Annotated in this window: 13 protein-coding genes; all 13 read left to right on the forward strand. The window is 48.4% G+C overall.

Annotated features, from left to right (window positions below):
• The first annotated feature begins 183 nt into the window (after positions 1–183).
• The 13 genes from purS (at position 184) to ACFVQB_RS30270 (ending at position 16,473) form a co-directional block, all read left to right on the forward strand.
• Positions 184–429 (forward strand): phosphoribosylformylglycinamidine synthase subunit PurS, encoded by a 246-nt coding sequence (gene purS / locus ACFVQB_RS30210; RefSeq protein WP_017690695.1) that lies wholly within the window; start codon positions 184–186, stop codon positions 427–429.
• 4 nt (positions 430–433) lie between these two features.
• Entirely contained in the window at positions 434–1,123 is a 690-nt protein-coding gene (gene purQ / locus ACFVQB_RS30215) for a phosphoribosylformylglycinamidine synthase subunit PurQ (RefSeq protein WP_379448205.1), read from the forward strand.
• On the forward strand, positions 1,101–3,344 hold the full coding sequence (gene purL, locus ACFVQB_RS30220; RefSeq protein WP_379448207.1) for a phosphoribosylformylglycinamidine synthase subunit PurL: 2,244 nt from the start codon (positions 1,101–1,103) through the stop codon (positions 3,342–3,344). The genes purQ and purL overlap by 23 nt, the downstream gene beginning before the upstream one ends.
• Entirely contained in the window at positions 3,329–4,807 is a 1,479-nt protein-coding gene (purF, locus tag ACFVQB_RS30225) for an amidophosphoribosyltransferase (protein ID WP_379448211.1), read from the forward strand. The genes purL and purF overlap by 16 nt, the downstream gene beginning before the upstream one ends.
• A 489-nt stretch (positions 4,808–5,296) precedes the next feature.
• A complete protein-coding gene (gene purM, locus ACFVQB_RS30230; protein ID WP_379448213.1) occupies positions 5,297–6,337 on the forward strand; it encodes a phosphoribosylformylglycinamidine cyclo-ligase in 1,041 nt (346 codons plus the stop codon).
• Positions 6,337–6,963 carry a phosphoribosylglycinamide formyltransferase gene (gene purN, locus ACFVQB_RS30235; RefSeq protein WP_379448216.1) on the forward strand — a complete coding sequence of 209 codons (627 nt, stop codon included), beginning with the start codon at positions 6,337–6,339 and terminating at the stop codon, positions 6,961–6,963. Before purM ends, purN begins: the two co-directional genes overlap by 1 nt.
• A gap of 284 nt (positions 6,964–7,247) precedes the next feature.
• Positions 7,248–8,795: a bifunctional phosphoribosylaminoimidazolecarboxamide formyltransferase/IMP cyclohydrolase gene (gene purH, locus ACFVQB_RS30240; RefSeq protein ID WP_379448218.1), complete on the forward strand. Its 1,548-nt coding sequence runs from the start codon at positions 7,248–7,250 to the stop codon at positions 8,793–8,795.
• Between the two features lie 32 nt (positions 8,796–8,827).
• Entirely contained in the window at positions 8,828–10,093 is a 1,266-nt protein-coding gene (gene purD, locus ACFVQB_RS30245; RefSeq protein WP_379448223.1) for a phosphoribosylamine--glycine ligase, read from the forward strand.
• A 715-nt stretch (positions 10,094–10,808) separates the two neighbouring features.
• Positions 10,809–12,146 carry a hemolysin family protein gene (locus tag ACFVQB_RS30250; protein ID WP_379448225.1) on the forward strand — a complete coding sequence of 446 codons (1,338 nt, stop codon included), beginning with the start codon at positions 10,809–10,811 and terminating at the stop codon, positions 12,144–12,146.
• A gap of 136 nt (positions 12,147–12,282) precedes the next feature.
• Positions 12,283–13,365, forward strand: a complete 1,083-nt coding sequence (locus ACFVQB_RS30255; RefSeq protein ID WP_379448228.1) for a hemolysin family protein — start codon at positions 12,283–12,285, stop codon at positions 13,363–13,365.
• A 303-nt stretch (positions 13,366–13,668) separates the two neighbouring features.
• Positions 13,669–14,619: a ring-cleaving dioxygenase gene (locus ACFVQB_RS30260; protein ID WP_379448230.1), complete on the forward strand. Its 951-nt coding sequence runs from the start codon at positions 13,669–13,671 to the stop codon at positions 14,617–14,619.
• A 14-nt stretch (positions 14,620–14,633) separates the two neighbouring features.
• Positions 14,634–15,239, forward strand: a complete 606-nt coding sequence (locus ACFVQB_RS30265) for an alpha/beta hydrolase (protein WP_379448511.1) — start codon at positions 14,634–14,636, stop codon at positions 15,237–15,239.
• Between the two features lie 343 nt (positions 15,240–15,582).
• Positions 15,583–16,473, forward strand: a complete 891-nt coding sequence (locus tag ACFVQB_RS30270) for an alpha/beta fold hydrolase (protein ID WP_379448233.1) — start codon at positions 15,583–15,585, stop codon at positions 16,471–16,473.
• Positions 16,474–16,498: the final 25 nt, after the last annotated feature.

Raw genomic sequence — 16,498 nt, forward strand, 5'->3', positions numbered from 1 at the left:
AAGGAGCGATAGCGTTCGCCTTTGTCCCCGGGTTTTGACCGCACAGCGGTTCAAAACAATCAAAAAAACCTGGGGACAACCAGCGACCGGAAGAACAATCCGCCCCGGAGCAAGCTCCAAAGCCACCTTTTTAACAGCATAAAGCATTTATCCCGTTCATTACTGAGGAGGAACATAAGGATCATGATCAAAGCAACCGTATATGTCACTATTAAGCAAAGCGTACTCGACCCGCAAGGCGTAGCTGTTCAAGGAGCCCTGCATTCAATGGGATTCAATGAAGTGGAAAGTGTACGGATCGGTAAAGTCATGGAACTGAACCTGGATACAACAGATCGTGCGGAAGCGGAGAAACGATTGAAAGTCATGTGTGAGAAGCTGCTGGCCAACACCGTTGTTGAAGATTACCGCTACGAATTGGAGGGTTAATCTCATGAAATTTGCAGTTCTTGTGTTTCCTGGCTCCAACTGCGACATCGACTGTTACAAGGCAGTGGAAGATGCTATTGGACAAGAGGTTGATTATGTATGGCACACGGCTACAGATCTATCGGCTTATGATTGTATTTTAGTTCCGGGTGGTTTCTCTTATGGTGACTACCTGCGCTGTGGAGCTATTTCCCGCTTTGCACCGGTAATGAACGAGGTAGCGAAAGCTGCTGAACAAGGTAAATACATTTTGGGTATTTGCAACGGATTCCAGATCCTGACGGAAGCGGGATTGCTTCCAGGTGCATTGATCCGCAACACTTCCCTGAAATTCCGTTGTCACGATACGGTATTGAAAGTGGCGAATGCAGATACGCCTTTTACACGTGACTATGCACCCGGCGAAGAGATTATCATCCCGATTGCTCACGGTGAAGGTAACTATTATTGCGACGAGGAGACGCTCGCGAGTCTGCAAGCAAACAACCAGATCGTATTTACGTATGGCAACAACCCGAACGGTTCCTTGGGCGATATCGCGGGAGTCTGTAACGAGGGTGGAAACGTGGTCGGCATGATGCCGCATCCAGAGCGTGCAGTGGACTCACTGTTTGGTTCGGAAGACGGCAAACGTATGTTTACATCTATTTTGAAAGCATGGAGGGATCGGCATGACGCAGCAGCTATCCGCTAAGGAACCGACAGCAGAACAGGTCGCAGAACATAAACTTTACGCACAAATGGGCGTATCTGACAGCGAGTATGAGCTGATCTGTGAGTTCATGGGGCGCAAGCCAAACTACACAGAAATTGGTGTGTTCAGTGTAATGTGGTCCGAGCACTGTGCTTATAAAAACTCCAAGCCATTGTTGCGTCGTTTCCCAACCACTGGACCACGTGTCCTGATGGGACCTGGTGAAGGTGCCGGTATCGTGGATATCGGTGATAACCAGGCCGTTGTATTCAAAATTGAAAGCCATAACCATCCTTCCGCGGTTGAGCCTTATCAAGGTGCGGCAACAGGTGTGGGCGGCATTATCCGTGATATTTTCTCCATGGGCGCAAGACCGGTAGCATTGCTTAACTCCCTTCGTTTCGGCAAGCTGGAGAGCGATCGCGTTAAATATTTGTTCGAGCATGTGGTAGCCGGTATTGCTGGATACGGGAACTGTATCGGTATTCCTACCGTAGCGGGCGAAGTGATGTTTGATGAGAGCTATGAAGGCAATCCGCTGGTTAACGCCATGTGTGTGGGTCTGATTGATCATGACAAAATTCAGCGCGGCGTAGCTAAAGGTGTAGGTAACCCTGTGTATTATGTAGGGCCGCCAACAGGCCGGGATGGTATTCATGGAGCGACTTTTGCATCTGTTGAGCTTACTGAAGAATCCGAGTCCCAACGGACAGCGGTTCAGGTCGGTGACCCGTTTATGGAGAAACTTGTCATGGAATCCTGTCTGGAATTGATCGACACAGGGATCGTGCTTGGTATTCAGGATATGGGTGCAGCGGGTCTGACGTGCTCCAGTGCGGAGATGGCAAGTAAAGCGGGTAACGGTCTGGAACTGTATCTGGATCAGGTGCCACAACGTGAAGAAGGCATGACGCCTTATGAGATGATGCTGTCCGAGTCCCAGGAACGGATGCTGTTTGTTGTTGAGCCGAAGGATGAGGCGCAAGCGATGGAGATCTTTGAACGTTGGGGCGTTATCTGTGCAAAAGTCGGAAAAGTAACGGATGATGGACGTCTGAAATTGATCCACCATGGCGAAGTGGTTGGAGATATGCCGGTAACAGCACTGGTTGATGAGTGCCCAGTGTATGACAAGCCTTCTTCTATACCTGCTTATTATGAGCAAAGTGCCTCTATCGACACCCTTCGTTACGATGAAGTGTCGGATCTCGGCGGTGCATTGAAACAAGTGTTGGCATCCCCAACGGTAGCGAGCAAGAAGTGGGTTTATGATCAATATGATTACATGGTGCGTACAAGTACTGCGGTTCGCCCAGGTTCGGATGCAGCGGTTGTAACGATTCGTGGAACACGTAAAGGTTTGGCGATGACAACAGATTGTAACGGACGTTATGTATATCTGGATCCAGAAGTAGGCGGACGGATTGCTGTCAGTGAAGCTGCTCGTAACATTGTATGTTCCGGTGCAGAGCCATTGGCGATTACGGACAACCTGAACTTCGGTAACCCGGAGAAGCCGGATATTTTCTGGCAGATGGAAAAAGCAGTAGACGGTATGGCGGAAGCTTGCCGCGTGCTGGATACGCCAGTTATCGGTGGTAATGTGAGTCTGTACAACGAAAACGCCAAAGGCTCGATCTATCCAACGCCAGTTGTCGGTATGGTAGGTCTCGTTCATGATACGGATCATATCACGACACAAGCATTCAAATCCGAAGGCGATGTCATCATCCTCCTCGGTGAGACAAAAGCTGAGCTCGGTGGCAGCGAGTTGCAATACGCGGTATATGGTCAAACGGAAGGTCGTCCGCCAGAGCTGAATTTGCAAGTGGAAAAAGCGTTGCTGGGAACAGTGCTGGAAGCTATTCAATCCGGTCTCGTTCGCTCAGCGCATGACTTGTCTGAAGGCGGTTTGGCTGTAGCACTGGCAGAGTCTTGCATCAGCGGCAACGTGGGTGCACAGGTGAATGTAGAAACTGCACTGCGTGCGGATCATGCACTCTTCAGTGAAAGCCAATCTCGTATTCTGCTTTCGGCTTCGCCGGAGCAAGCAGGTAAACTTGAAGCGTTTGTACGTGAGCGCGGTGTACCTGTAGCTATCATTGGACGTGTAGAAGGAAGCAACTTGACAATTGAATTGAACGGAACATCAGCCGTGAACGAACCTGTAGGAGGTTTAACTCAGGTCTGGGAGGATGCGATTCCATGTCTCATGAACTGACGACAGGACCATTGTGGACAGGTGATTATTATAATGAAGGGTCCGGTAAGGAAGGACTCGACAAATTAAAGGAAGAATGTGGCGTATTCGGGGTATTCAAACACCCTGACGCCGCATCACTATCCTATTATGGCCTGCATGCCTTGCAACACCGGGGTGAAGAAAGTGCAGGAATGTGTGTAAGTGACGGTAACGAGTTTCACTACCACCGTGGTATGGGTCTGGTGAAGGAAGTCTTCACTAAAGACTTGATGCAAACGTTGACCGGGGATATCTCTATCGGACATGTTCGCTATTCTACAAGCGGTGACAGTAAGCTGACGAACGCACAACCATTGGTATTTAAATACCGTGATGGTGATCTGGCTGTAGCAACGAACGGAAATATTGTAAATGCGCCAACAATCCGGCGTGAATTGGAGCAGGGCGGGTCTATTTTTCAAACGACCAGTGATACCGAAGTTATTGCCCATCTAATCGCGAGATCTTCCAAAGGATTGGTAGAAGCCGCGAAGGATGCGTTCCAACGGATTGTGGGTGGTTATGCATTTCTGATCATGACCAACGACAAGTTGCTGGTTGCTTCTGATCCCCATGGTCTGCGTCCACTCACAATGGGTAAATTGGGAGATGCGTATCTGTTCGCATCCGAAACATGTGCGCTGGAGACGATTGGTGCAGAGTTGATTCGTGACATTGAACCGGGTGAACTGTTGGTGCTGGATGCGGATGGTCTTCATGAGGACCGCTTCGATCATCACAAACACCGCAAGGCACTGTGCGCGATGGAGTATATCTACTTTGCTCGTCCGGACAGTGACATGAATGGTGCAAACCAGCACGCTGCGCGAAAACGGATGGGTAGCCGCATGGCGATTGAGTCGTTTGTGGATGCCGATCTGGTAACAGGTGTACCGGACTCCAGTATTTCCGCGGCAATCGGCTACGCCGAGCAAACCGGGATTCCGTATGAGATGGGTATGATCAAAAACAAATACACCGGACGTACGTTTATCCAGCCAAGTCAGGAATTGCGGGAGCAGGGCGTAAAGATGAAGCTGAGCGCTGTGCGTCGCGTTGTGGAAGGCAAACGTGTGGTTATGATTGACGACTCCATTGTACGGGGAACGACCTCCCGGCGAATCGTGAACATGCTGCGTGATGCAGGAGCAACGGAAGTTCATGTGCGCATTACATCACCACCTTTCAAAAACCCGTGCTTCTATGGCATTGATACGCCTGACAGCCGCGAATTGATCGCCTCACAGCTGTCGGTGGAAGAAATTTGCCGTGAAATTAATGCGGATTCCCTGTCGTTCCTCAGTCCGGATGGACTGATTGCATCGATTCAGGGTGATAATCAGGATGACTACAAAGGCGGGCTATGCCTCGCATGCTTTGATAATGATTACCCAACCAACCTCGATTTTGGCGGCGAAGAAAAATTCGGCTGCAGCTGCTAGCTGTTATCCGGCGATACAAACGTAACTCGCCGACCGGGCGCAGCCCGAGCCCTTAGCCCCGCCTTGCGGAGCAACAGGGGCCTAGGCAGCCGTGCAAAGCAGCTGCCCATGGGCACAGCCCGAGCCCTTAGCCCCGCCTTGCGGAGCAACAGGGGCCAGGGCAGCCAGGCGAAGCAGCTGCCCTCCGGGCACAGCCCGAGCCCTTAGCCCCGCCTTGCGGAGCAACAGGGGCCCAGGCAGCCGAGCAAAGCAGCTGCCCTCGCGGGCTTGCCCCGCAGCGCAGCCGAGCGGGGTTCGCCGACCGATGGCCTGCGGCCATCGGTCGGCGAACAACCACGCGAGCACACGAACGAACCAACCATAGCAAGATCATACCAGCCACCCCTGCACCGCTTGTTTGGCGGGTGTCCAGAGGGCCTGCCAAGGTCCTTTGGGGTCCTCCCGGGCGGGAGGATTTAGGAGGGGCGAAAAAAAAGGAGCTGATTCCACTTGTCCGAAGCATACAAAAACGCCGGCGTCGATATCGCGGCAGGCAACGAAGCGGTTGAACGGATGAAAAAACACGTAAAGCGTACCTTCCGTCCGGAAGTGATGACAGATCTGGGAGGCTTTGGCGCCCTGTTCGGTTTGAACAAAGATAAATATGATGAGCCGGTGCTTGTATCCGGTACAGACGGCGTAGGAACCAAGCTGAAAATCGCATTTGCCATGGACCGTCATGATACCATCGGAATCGACGCGGTAGCCATGTGTGTGAACGACATTGTGGTACAGGGCGCAGAGCCGTTGTTCTTCCTCGACTATCTGGCGTGTGACAAAGTCATCCCGGAGAAAATCGAAGCCATTGTTGCGGGAATCGCAGAAGGTTGTCATCAGTCGGGCTGTGCCCTGATCGGTGGCGAAACGGCTGAAATGCCGGGCATGTACAGTGAGGGTGAATACGATATTGCCGGATTTACTGTGGGGATCGTGGACAAAGCAAAAATCATTAATGGTACAAGCATCGCTCCTGGCGACACGGTGATCGGACTTGCATCCAGTGGTGTGCACAGCAACGGATTCTCCTTGGTACGCAAACTTTTGTTGGAACAAGCCGGATTGGGATTGCAGGATGAAGTCGCTGAACTGGGTGGCAAGCTGGGTGACGCACTGCTGGAACCAACGAAAATCTATGTAAAACCACTCCTGTCCCTGCTTGAAAAGGTAAAAGTAAAAGGCATGGCCCACATTACAGGTGGTGGCTTCATCGAGAACATCCCGCGTATGCTGCCGAGCAGCGTGAATGTAGATATTGACTACGGTTCTTGGCCGATTCTGCCAATCTTCAACCTGTTGCAAGAAAAAGGATCTGTCTCAAACCGCGACATGTTCACCACGTTTAACATGGGGATCGGACTTGTGTTGGTTGTGAACGAAGCAGATGCAGGAGAAGCATTGGAACAACTGAAAGCATCCGGTGAAGAAGCATACATCATTGGACGTGTGACCGAAGGAGATGCGCGAGTAACCTTCACGGGAGCGGATGTTTAATGGCGAACTACCGTATTGCTGTATTTGCCTCTGGTGAAGGGTCGAACTTTCAGGCATTGGTGGATGCAGCACGGAACGGAGGGTTGGGGGCATCCATAGATCTGCTGGTATGTGACAAACCGGCTGCACGTGTGGTGCAGCGGGCGCAGGATGCAGGCGTGGAATGCCATCTGTTTACTCCCAAAAATTATGATTCCCGCGAAGCCTACGAGGCTGAGATCGTGGAAGTGCTTGAATCCAAAAACATTGACCTGGTTGTTCTTGCCGGATACATGAGATTGTTGACTTCGGTAGTCGTGGATCGCTATGCAGGACGACTGATTAACATTCATCCGTCCTTGTTGCCAGCGTTTGCAGGCAAAGATGCCATAGGACAGGCACTGGAATACGGCGTTAAAATTACCGGAGTTACCGTGCACTTCGTGGATGGAGGCATGGATACAGGGCCGATTATTGCCCAGCATCCTGTTCCGATTTTGCCAGAGGATACGGCTGAATCCGTCAGTCGCTCCATCCATGCTGCCGAACAGCAGCTGTACCCTGAGGTTGTATCCTGGTTCGCTCAAGGTCTGGTTCAGTTAGACGGTCGTCACGTCACTGTTAACAACAGGTTTGATATAAGTTGAAATTTTTTTACACATTAACGGAGAGGACAGAAAAAACCTGAAAAAGCGAAGCGTTCGCCTTTATCACCGGATTTTCCCTTTAAGAAAAGGGGATCGAAAAATCTGGGGATAACAGCGATTGGAAGGTTGTTCTGTCATCGGAGTGTCCGGTGTAAACATCTTGGTTCCACTTATATAACAGAAGTCGAAAATTGGTACGCATTTTGTGATATTTCTCGGGAAATAAATCGGCTGTGTTTCGCCATGAAACGCGAAGCCATGGGACATTAAAGGAGGAGCATATTGTGAGTATCAAAAGAGCGCTGGTCAGCGTATGGGATAAAACAGGCATCGTGGATTTTTGCCGCGAGCTGTCGCAAATGGGTGTGGAGATTATTTCGACAGGAGGTACAAGCAGCCTGTTGTCGAAGGAAGGCGTACCTGTCATCGGAATTTCGGATGTGACCGGATTTCCGGAAATTATGGATGGACGTGTTAAAACATTGCATCCGGCAGTTCATGGTGGTTTGCTGGCTGTTCGTGACAGCGAAGAGCATAAGCGCCAGATGGAAGAGAACGGACTGGGTTATATCGACCTCGTTGTTGTAAACCTGTATCCGTTCCAGGACACCATCGCCAAACCGGACGTAACGTATGAGGACGCAATCGAGAACATCGATATTGGTGGTCCAACCATGCTTCGTTCTGCTGCCAAAAACCATGCTTATGTTAGTGTCGTTGTAGACACAGCAGATTATGGCAAGGTGCTTGAAGAGGTCCGCAGCAATGGGGACACCACACTCGAGACACGCAAACGGCTTGCGGCAAAAGTGTTCCGCCATACAGCGGCATACGATGCAGTTATTTCCGATTATCTCTCCAACCTGAACGGTGATCCACTGCCAGAGCGTCTGACGGTTACTTATGAAAAACTCCAGGATTTGCGCTACGGCGAAAATCCACATCAGCAGGCGGCATTCTACCGCAAACCGCTGGCAGCCCAAGATACGTTGACAACAGCCGAGCAATTGCACGGCAAAGAGTTGTCGTACAATAACATCAACGATGCGAACGCTGCCTTGCAGATTGTCAAGGAATTTGAAGAACCGGCTGTTGTGGCGGTTAAACATATGAATCCTTGCGGTGTAGGTATTGGCGAAAGCATCTACGAAGCTTATGGCAAAGCTTATGCGGCAGATCCAACCTCCATCTTTGGTGGTATCGTAGCAGCCAACCGCATTATCGACAGCGATACAGCGGCTAAACTGAGTGAGATTTTCCTGGAAATCGTACTGGCTCCTGATTTTACACAAGAGGCACTCGACATCCTGACCAAAAAGAAAAACATTCGTTTGCTCAAAACGGGTGAACTGAACGCTGCCCGCAATCGGGAGAGTAAGTTCGTAGTAACTTCCATCGACGGCGGCATGATCGTGCAACAAAGCGATGTGCATTCCATTGAAGCGAGCGAATTGAAGGTAGTTACAGATCGTGCACCATCCGAAGAAGAATTGAAACAGCTGTTGTTTGGATGGAAAGTGGTTAAGCATGTGAAATCCAATGCGATCGTGCTTGCAGCAAACGACATGACTGTAGGTGTAGGCGCAGGGCAAATGAACCGTGTCGGCGCAGCCAAGATTGCTATTGAACAAGCAGGAGAACTAGCCAAAGGAGCCATTCTGGCATCCGATGCGTTCTTCCCGATGGGCGATACACTGGAACTTGCAGCCAAAGCTGGAGTTACGGCCGTTATTCAACCAGGTGGTTCAATCAAGGACGAAGAGTCCATCAAAGTAGCGAATGAATACGGCATTGCCATGGTCTTCACTGGCGTTCGTCACTTCAAACACTAAAATCCCGAAATTCATGGAGGGGAAACTAGCTAATGGATATTCTGGTAGTGGGCGGCGGTGGCCGGGAACATGCAATCATATGGGCACTGGCGAAAAGCCCGAAGGCTGGCAAGATACATTGTGCTCCGGGAAATGCAGGCATTGCACAGCTCGCCGAGTGTCATCCGATTGCGGTAAATGAATTCGATAAACTGACGGCGCTTGCCGTGGAGCTTAACGTGGGATTGGTTGTTATTGGTCCAGATGATCCGCTAGCAGACGGGATTGTGGATGCTTTTGACAAGACAGGTATTCCGGTATTTGGACCACGACGCAATGCAGCAGAGATTGAGGGCAGCAAAACGTTCATGAAAGACCTGCTGCACAAATACAATATTCCGACTGCAGCCTATGAGAAATTCGACAATTACGAGCAAGCGCAGGCTTATCTGAATGAGCTGGCCATCCCTGTGGTGATCAAGGCCGATGGGCTGGCAGCTGGAAAAGGCGTTACCGTAGCCTATTCACGTGATGAGGCAGATCAAGCACTCCGCAGCATTATGGTGGACAAGGTATTTGGGGAAGCAGGAGCCAAAGTTATCATCGAAGAATTCCTGGCAGGTCAGGAAATGTCGATTTTGGCTTTTGTCGATGGGGAGACCGTTCGTCCGATGGCTGCTGCACAGGATCACAAACCGGTATTCGACAATGATCAAGGGCCAAACACAGGCGGAATGGGTACGTACTCACCCTTGCCACACATTCCGGCCTCGATTATTGAAGAAGCGGTAGAGACGATTATCAAACCAACCGCCAAAGCGATGGTATCCGAAGGACGTCCGTTCCAAGGTGTATTGTTTGCCGGGCTGATGATTTCACCAGATGGCAAACCCAAAACGATTGAGTTCAACGCCCGTTTCGGTGATCCCGAGACGCAGGTTGTATTGCCACGTCTAAAGAGTGATCTGCTCGACATTTTCTGGGCAACCGTACATGGGAAATTGGCGGATATTGAGATTGAATGGAGCGAAGAAGCCGCTGTATGTGTGGTGCTTGCTTCTGGAGGATATCCTGGTCCTTATGCAAAGGGTGTAGTCATTGAGGGACTGGATCAAGTCGACGAAGCCGTGGTATTCCACGCTGGAACGGCACGCAATGAATCTGGATCATGGGTCACCAATGGTGGACGGATTCTGGGCGTTGTGGGTCTTGGTTCTGATATTGCCGAAGCCAGAAACAAAGCCTACGCTCAAGCGGAACAAATCCATTTTGACGGTAAACATCAACGTTCTGATATTGCTGCGAAAGCGTTGGTATAACTAATTCTAACTTGATAAAGTGAATTATAGGGGTCCGTAAAGATGTACACCAAAAAAGGTGTTTGCATCCTGCGGGCCCTTTTCAACGTATACATGATTATGGTGTCATTGCTGGACTTGTCATAGTCCGGATTCGGCAAAGAAGAATGGCTGTAAATAAAGGCCCGTGGCAGGTTTAATCGACTAAAGTAAAGGGTACCATTTCTATAAACTGGTCTATACTAATCATGTGAACAATATCACATAAAATAATTGTAGATGAGAGCAAGATCACGTACATAAAAGTTTATTTTGTGAACTCATTGTATAATCTATATTCCAAACCATAACGTGCAACTGGATGGTTTGGCGTAGATCATGTTATACTTTTCTGAAACAGGAATGAACAAGAGGGGAGGTGGATATCTATTGGGAAGGCGATATTGTAAACTGTCCAAATGGAGAATTTTGGTGGAGTAAATCGAGAAACAATGACAGCATGAGGGGGAACCCTGTTTTTAGTGAAGTAGTTTCTATAAGTGATGGACTTCATCCTGAATTCCTGTTTTGCAATTTTACAAGGTCAAAGTACAACCTATACACACTTTATCATTTATCGATTTCATATAAGGCATACGCCATATTGAACGTCAATCAGCTGTTGAATGGTTAACCAAGTTAACCGATCACGCTGTAACTATCTCTGGAGGTGAATCCCTGAGAAGCGGGGAAATCATTGGACATAATCACCATATTAAATATTGTATTACTCATTATCTTGATTGCATTGACCGCATTTTTCGTTGCATCTGAGTTCGCTGTGGTTAAGATTCGTACATCAAGAGTGGATCAACTGGTTGCCGAGGGAAATAAAAAGGCCATATTGGCCAAGAAAGTAGTCTCGGACCTCGATTATTATCTGTCAGCCTGTCAGCTCGGTATTACCGTAACTGCCCTTGGATTGGGGGCGCTCGGTAAGCCAACCGTTGAAAGGTTGTTATACCCGGTATTTAATTATCTGGATGTATCAGCTTCCATATCGGCGGTTGCTTCCTATGCGATTGCCTTTATACTTGTCACGTTCCTGCACGTTGTGGTTGGGGAGATGGCTCCCAAAACGATGGCGATCCAATTTTCGGAAAAATTGACGCTGTTGCTCTCGCCGCCGCTATACTGGTTCGGAAAAATTATGTATCCCTTCATTTGGGCGCTGAATGGTGCATCCCGGGTAATTCTTCGGGCATTTGGCGTAAAGCCTGCCGGACACGAACAGGCCTACTCGGAGGATGAGATCAAAATCATCATGAACCAGAGTTATGAAGGGGACGAGAACAACAAGACTAAGCTTTCGTATCTGGAAAACGTATTCGTGTTCGATGAGCGTGATGCCAAAGACATCATGGTTCCGAGGACAGAGCTTGTGACACTGAATCAGAATATGACTTACGACGATATTATTCCGATATTGGATGAGCATCATTATTCACGTTATCCCGTCATCGAGGATGGGGACAAGGACCGCATTGTCGGTGTAGTGAATGTGAAAAAGATTTTGCCCGACATGGTTGCCCTGAGGGAGCACCAACTTGTCGATTTTGTTCGCGAAATTCCTTTCGTTTCTGAAGTTACAAGTATCCAGGATGCCATGATCAAGATGCAGCAGGAACGTGTGCACATGGCCGTGGTCGTGGATGAATACGGAGGTACCTCGGGAATCATTACAATGGAGGATATTCTGGAGGAGCTTGTCGGCGAGATTCGGGATGAGTTCGATGCCGATGAAGTTGCTGACATTCAGGAAACTGGAGAGAACCAATATCTCATTAACGGCCGGGTGCTGCTGGATGAGTTGGAGCGGCAGTTTGGGATTGTCTTTGAAGGCAATGAAGAGATGGATACCGTGGCCGGATGGATTCAGTTCCAGAAGGGTGTCGGTGTGGAACAAGGCGATACAGTAGAGCACGGTGATTACGTCTGGACCGTTGTGGACGCAGAAAATTTTCACATTAAGCAGGTTCTGCTTGAACGTGTAAATGGTGCTCAGGTCGATGAATCTGCCAGTGACCTGGCCTGATCGGATTACTTTAAAAGTGCTTTCCTCACTGCTACTGGAAGGGTCTACTGTCATCGGAGTGGCTAAGCAATTTTATTTGAAAACTCAAATTAAAATGATCAACTTGGAGGTGAATCCCTCATATTGAGGGAAATCATTGGACGGAATAATAGCCTTAAACTTATTTTTAGTAGCCGTATTTATAGGTCTGACCGCCTTTTTCGTTGGAGCAGAATTTGCAATTCTGAAAGTACGGATGTCCCGAATAGATCAGTTGATCCTGGAAGGGAACAAAAAAGCGGTATTGGCCAAAAAAGTGGCTCACAATCTGGATTATTATCTATCTGCGTGTCAATTGGGTATCACGATCACAGCACTGGTATTGGGTGCGTTGGGTGAACCCACTGTTGAGAAAATGCTGCATCCGCTGTTTGAGCGATTGGAAGTCCCAGCGGCGTTGTCTACGGTACTTTCGTACGGGATTGCCTTGGCAATCATTACGTTCCTGCATGTGGTTATCGGTGAATTGGCACCGAAAACACTGGCGATCCAGTTTGCAGAGAAGATGACACTATTGCTCGCACCACCGCTGTACTGGTTTGGTAAGATCATGAATCCGTTCATCTACGCGCTGAATGGGGCTGCCCGTCTATTGCTTGGCATCTTTGGTATAAAGCCCGCTGGTCACGATACGGTTCACTCCGAAGAGGAACTGAAGCTGATTATGGCGCAGAGTTATGAGAGTGGAGAAATTAATCAGACGGAGCTGGACTACCTCAAAAACATTTTTGCTTTTGATGAGCGTTTGCTTCAGGAGATTATGATCCGCAAAGAAAAAATTGTCACACTGGACAAAGAAATGCCATTGAATCGTATGATCGAGGTTCTAAAGCAGCATGAATATACACGTTTCCCTGTGATCGAAAAAGGAAATCAGGATCACTTCGTTGGATTTATCCATACAAAGGAAATGCTCACGAGTGTTGCCGCAGGCCGGGCGTTCAATATGGATACGTTTGTACACGACATGTTGAAATTTTCGGAGTTATCGCCGATTAAGGATGTCTTGGTCCAGATGCAGCAAAGTCGTTCCCATATCGCAACGGTGCATAATGCACAGGGGGAAACGGTTGGTCTGGTTACGATGGAGGATATTCTTGAAGAAATTGTTGGAGATATCAAAGATGAATATGATGGCAAGGATTTGGTTCAACCGTCTAAGCGATTAAAATTGACCTAAAGAAGTAATACAAAGTTATATGGGTCGATGTTGTATGGAGGCAATGGAATAAGTTTCAAGGAAGACAGGTTTCCGAGTGATCGGGACCTGTTTTTTTATTGTCGATTTCAGTAAACTCAAGCGGCATTTCAGCAGGTCAAAGACCAATAGTATCTTAACTTTAAAACAAAAGCTTGCATTTTGAGGATCAATGGATTAATATAAATTTAAAGAATCTTAATTTAAAGATAAAAAACAAAAAGTAATGTATAACAAACTGCTAAATATAACAATGATACAAATAAAACCAAGGGAGTGGAGATTATGTTCAGAACTTCAGGAATTCATCACGTTACGGCTTTTGTAGATGATGCACAGAAAAATGTTGATTTTTACGCAGGTGTATTGGCATTGAGACTGGTGAAAAAAACAATTAACTTTGATGCACCAGATGTGTACCATCTGTATTATGGCAATGAGGATGGGGCACCCGGCACCATTATCACCTTCTTCCCGCAGAAAAATGCTAGAAGAGGTGTCATCGGTGCAGGACAGACGGGGGTAACCGTATATGCGATTCCGGTGGGCAGTCTGCCATTCTGGAAAGAACGTCTGACATCCTTCGATATTCCATTTGAAAATAAAACAAGATTTGGCGAGCAGTACATTCGCTTCTTCGACAAAGGCGGTCTGTTGCTCGAATTGGTCGAGCGTGAAGGAGGTCAGCCAAGTCAGTGGGCATTCAATGGTGTACCTTCGGAACATGCCATCAAAGGTTTTGGTGGAGCTGTGTTATTCAGCCATGTACCTGACAAAACAACGGATGTGCTGACAACGATGCTCGGTCTCGAGCAGGTAGGGGAAGAGGATGGAATCATTCGTCTGCAGGCAAGTGGTGACATTGGTCAACTGATCGACATTCAATCGACTGGAATCCAACGGGGAATTGGCGGAGCAGGTACGGTTCACCATATCGCATGGCGTGCAAAAGATTATGTCGAGCATGAACAAATGCAGCAGAATCTTGAAAAAGCCGGATATCATCCAACTCCGGTCATTGACCGCCAGTACTTTAACGCCGTGTATTTCCGGGAACCGGGAGGTATACTGTTTGAACTGGCTACGGATCCTCCAGGATTTGCACGGGATGAACCACAAGAGAGCATGGGTCAAAAACTGATGCTGCCTGAATGGTATGAACCACAGCGGGAGCAGATTGAACAGCTGTTGCCACCTATTCAAGTACGTGAATGGAAAGGAGAGCCCAAATCATGACGACTACCAATACAATGAAACATATTTATAAAGCAGGTTCTCAGCCGGATGCACCCACAATTTTGTTGCTGCACGGGACAGGTGGAACGGAGAATGATCTGGTAGGTCTGGCCGAGATGATCGCGCCAGGAGCAGGTATTCTGGGAGTGCGTGGTAACGTATCCGAAAATGGAATGCCCCGTTTCTTCCGCCGTTTGGCGGAGGGGGTGTTTGACGAAGAGGATCTCATTGCACGGACAGCGGAACTGGGTTCTTTTGTGGATGCAGCTGCTGTGGAGTATGGCTTTGATCGTGCCAATGTCTTCGCGCTGGGCTATTCCAACGGAGCAAACATCGCAGCAAGTCTGATCTTCCATCAGGCTGACGTATTTAAAGGAGCGATTCTGCACCATCCGATGGTACCGCTTCGCGGTTTGGAATTGCCGGACCTGAAAGGTTTACCTATATTTATCGGAGCAGGAGAGAACGATCCAATTGTGCCAAAACGTGAAACGGATGAACTCGCTTCACTGCTAAGTGGAGCAGGTGCCGATGTACACATGCACTGGGAGCGTCAGGGGCATCAGTTGACCCGTACCGAGGCGGAAGCTGCTGCGGCATGGTTTAAGACTCAGGCGTGATTGGTTGCCTAGAGTAGGAAGTTATGAATATCGAAGTCACAGTCTGATCTGTAGGCTACGTGCTTTGCTTTTAGCGTGAATCAATAAATAATGAATGAAGTAAATTTGGCACACTGTTTATGCAGTCCGTTTAACTGCCCGATCCTTGAATGGATCGGGTTTTTGATATGCTTTTCGGGAGAGAGGCGTTGATATATTTGTTGATTAATGAAAACTGAAGAGTCTTGCAAATCCGACACTATGCCTTGTTCTAAAGAGTGGAATAATCTATAATCAAGTAATTGATAATCATTTTCAATTAGATTCGGTTTGTTATGACTTTGCGTGCAATTAGGAGGGGAAGATGAAGCCTAACCACAGCTCACATTCTTTTGGTTCAAGTGCCTTTATTCAGACCCGGGATGGTCGCAAACTACATTATATGTCCAGAGGAACAGGCGATCTGACCGTTGTATTTGAGTCCGGAATGGGTTTCTCACGATCAACCTGGGGTTTGGTAGCACCTGCAGTTGCTGAATATGCACATGCCGTTGTGTACGACAGGTCGGGGACAGGACGAAGTGAAGTCGATTCGTCTCCACGCAATCTCCGTAGAATAGCAGAAGATCTTGACGATCTGCTGACTGCATTGGGGCCTGGTCCGTTCATATTGGTAGGGCACAGCTGGGGAGGCCCCATTGTACGAGCGGCTGCGGCCTCGAAACTGTCTCGGCTAAGGGGAATTATTCTTGTTGATCCTTCAGACGAGCACTGTGAACTGTATTTTTCCAAACCAGCCAAATTCAATTTTGCCTTGAACAGTCTCCTGATTCCGCTCATGGCACGTACGGGATTGTACAGATTATTAGGCAGCAGACCTGGAAGTGTACAACCTGACGACGTTGTCGGGGATCACCGTGCAGAGGATTTCACCTTACAGGCGGCCAGGACAATGGTTGCAGAGTCGAAACCTTTTCTAAATGACTTGGCTTCCTTGCTGATTACTCCTCTCGATCTTGGTGATCTGGAAGTCAGGGTCATCTCAGGTACGAAAACAGGCATGGGAGAGCGTAAAATAAGACCTGCTATTATCGAGGCACACCGCCAGACTGTGAGTACTTTATCGAATGCAAAATGGATCGGAGCTGATCAATCGAGCCATATGGTCATGTTTACAGATCCCCAGGTCATTGTTGATGAAATATTGCGAATGGTAAATGATGCGAGCTCAGGCGCAAGAACAGAACAAAAGTGATACAATAAAAAGAAAAAGCAATGCT

The sequence above is a fragment of the Paenibacillus sp. NPDC057886 genome (genome assembly GCF_042796655.1).
In the GTDB taxonomy this organism is placed as follows: domain Bacteria; phylum Bacillota; class Bacilli; order Paenibacillales; family Paenibacillaceae; genus Paenibacillus.

Coding starts and splice junctions, on each gene's coding strand:
- purS (WP_017690695.1), top strand. CDS start 184: ATGATCAAAGCAACCGTATATGTCACTATTAAGCAAAGCGTACTCGAC.
- purQ (WP_379448205.1), top strand. CDS start 434: ATGAAATTTGCAGTTCTTGTGTTTCCTGGCTCCAACTGCGACATCGAC.
- purL (WP_379448207.1), top strand. CDS start 1,101: ATGACGCAGCAGCTATCCGCTAAGGAACCGACAGCAGAACAGGTCGCA.
- purF (WP_379448211.1), top strand. CDS start 3,329: ATGTCTCATGAACTGACGACAGGACCATTGTGGACAGGTGATTATTAT.
- purN (WP_379448216.1), top strand. CDS start 6,337: ATGGCGAACTACCGTATTGCTGTATTTGCCTCTGGTGAAGGGTCGAAC.
- purD (WP_379448223.1), top strand. CDS start 8,828: ATGGATATTCTGGTAGTGGGCGGCGGTGGCCGGGAACATGCAATCATA.
- ACFVQB_RS30260 (WP_379448230.1), top strand. CDS start 13,669: ATGTTCAGAACTTCAGGAATTCATCACGTTACGGCTTTTGTAGATGAT.
- ACFVQB_RS30265 (WP_379448511.1), top strand. CDS start 14,634: ATGAAACATATTTATAAAGCAGGTTCTCAGCCGGATGCACCCACAATT.
- ACFVQB_RS30270 (WP_379448233.1), top strand. CDS start 15,583: ATGAAGCCTAACCACAGCTCACATTCTTTTGGTTCAAGTGCCTTTATT.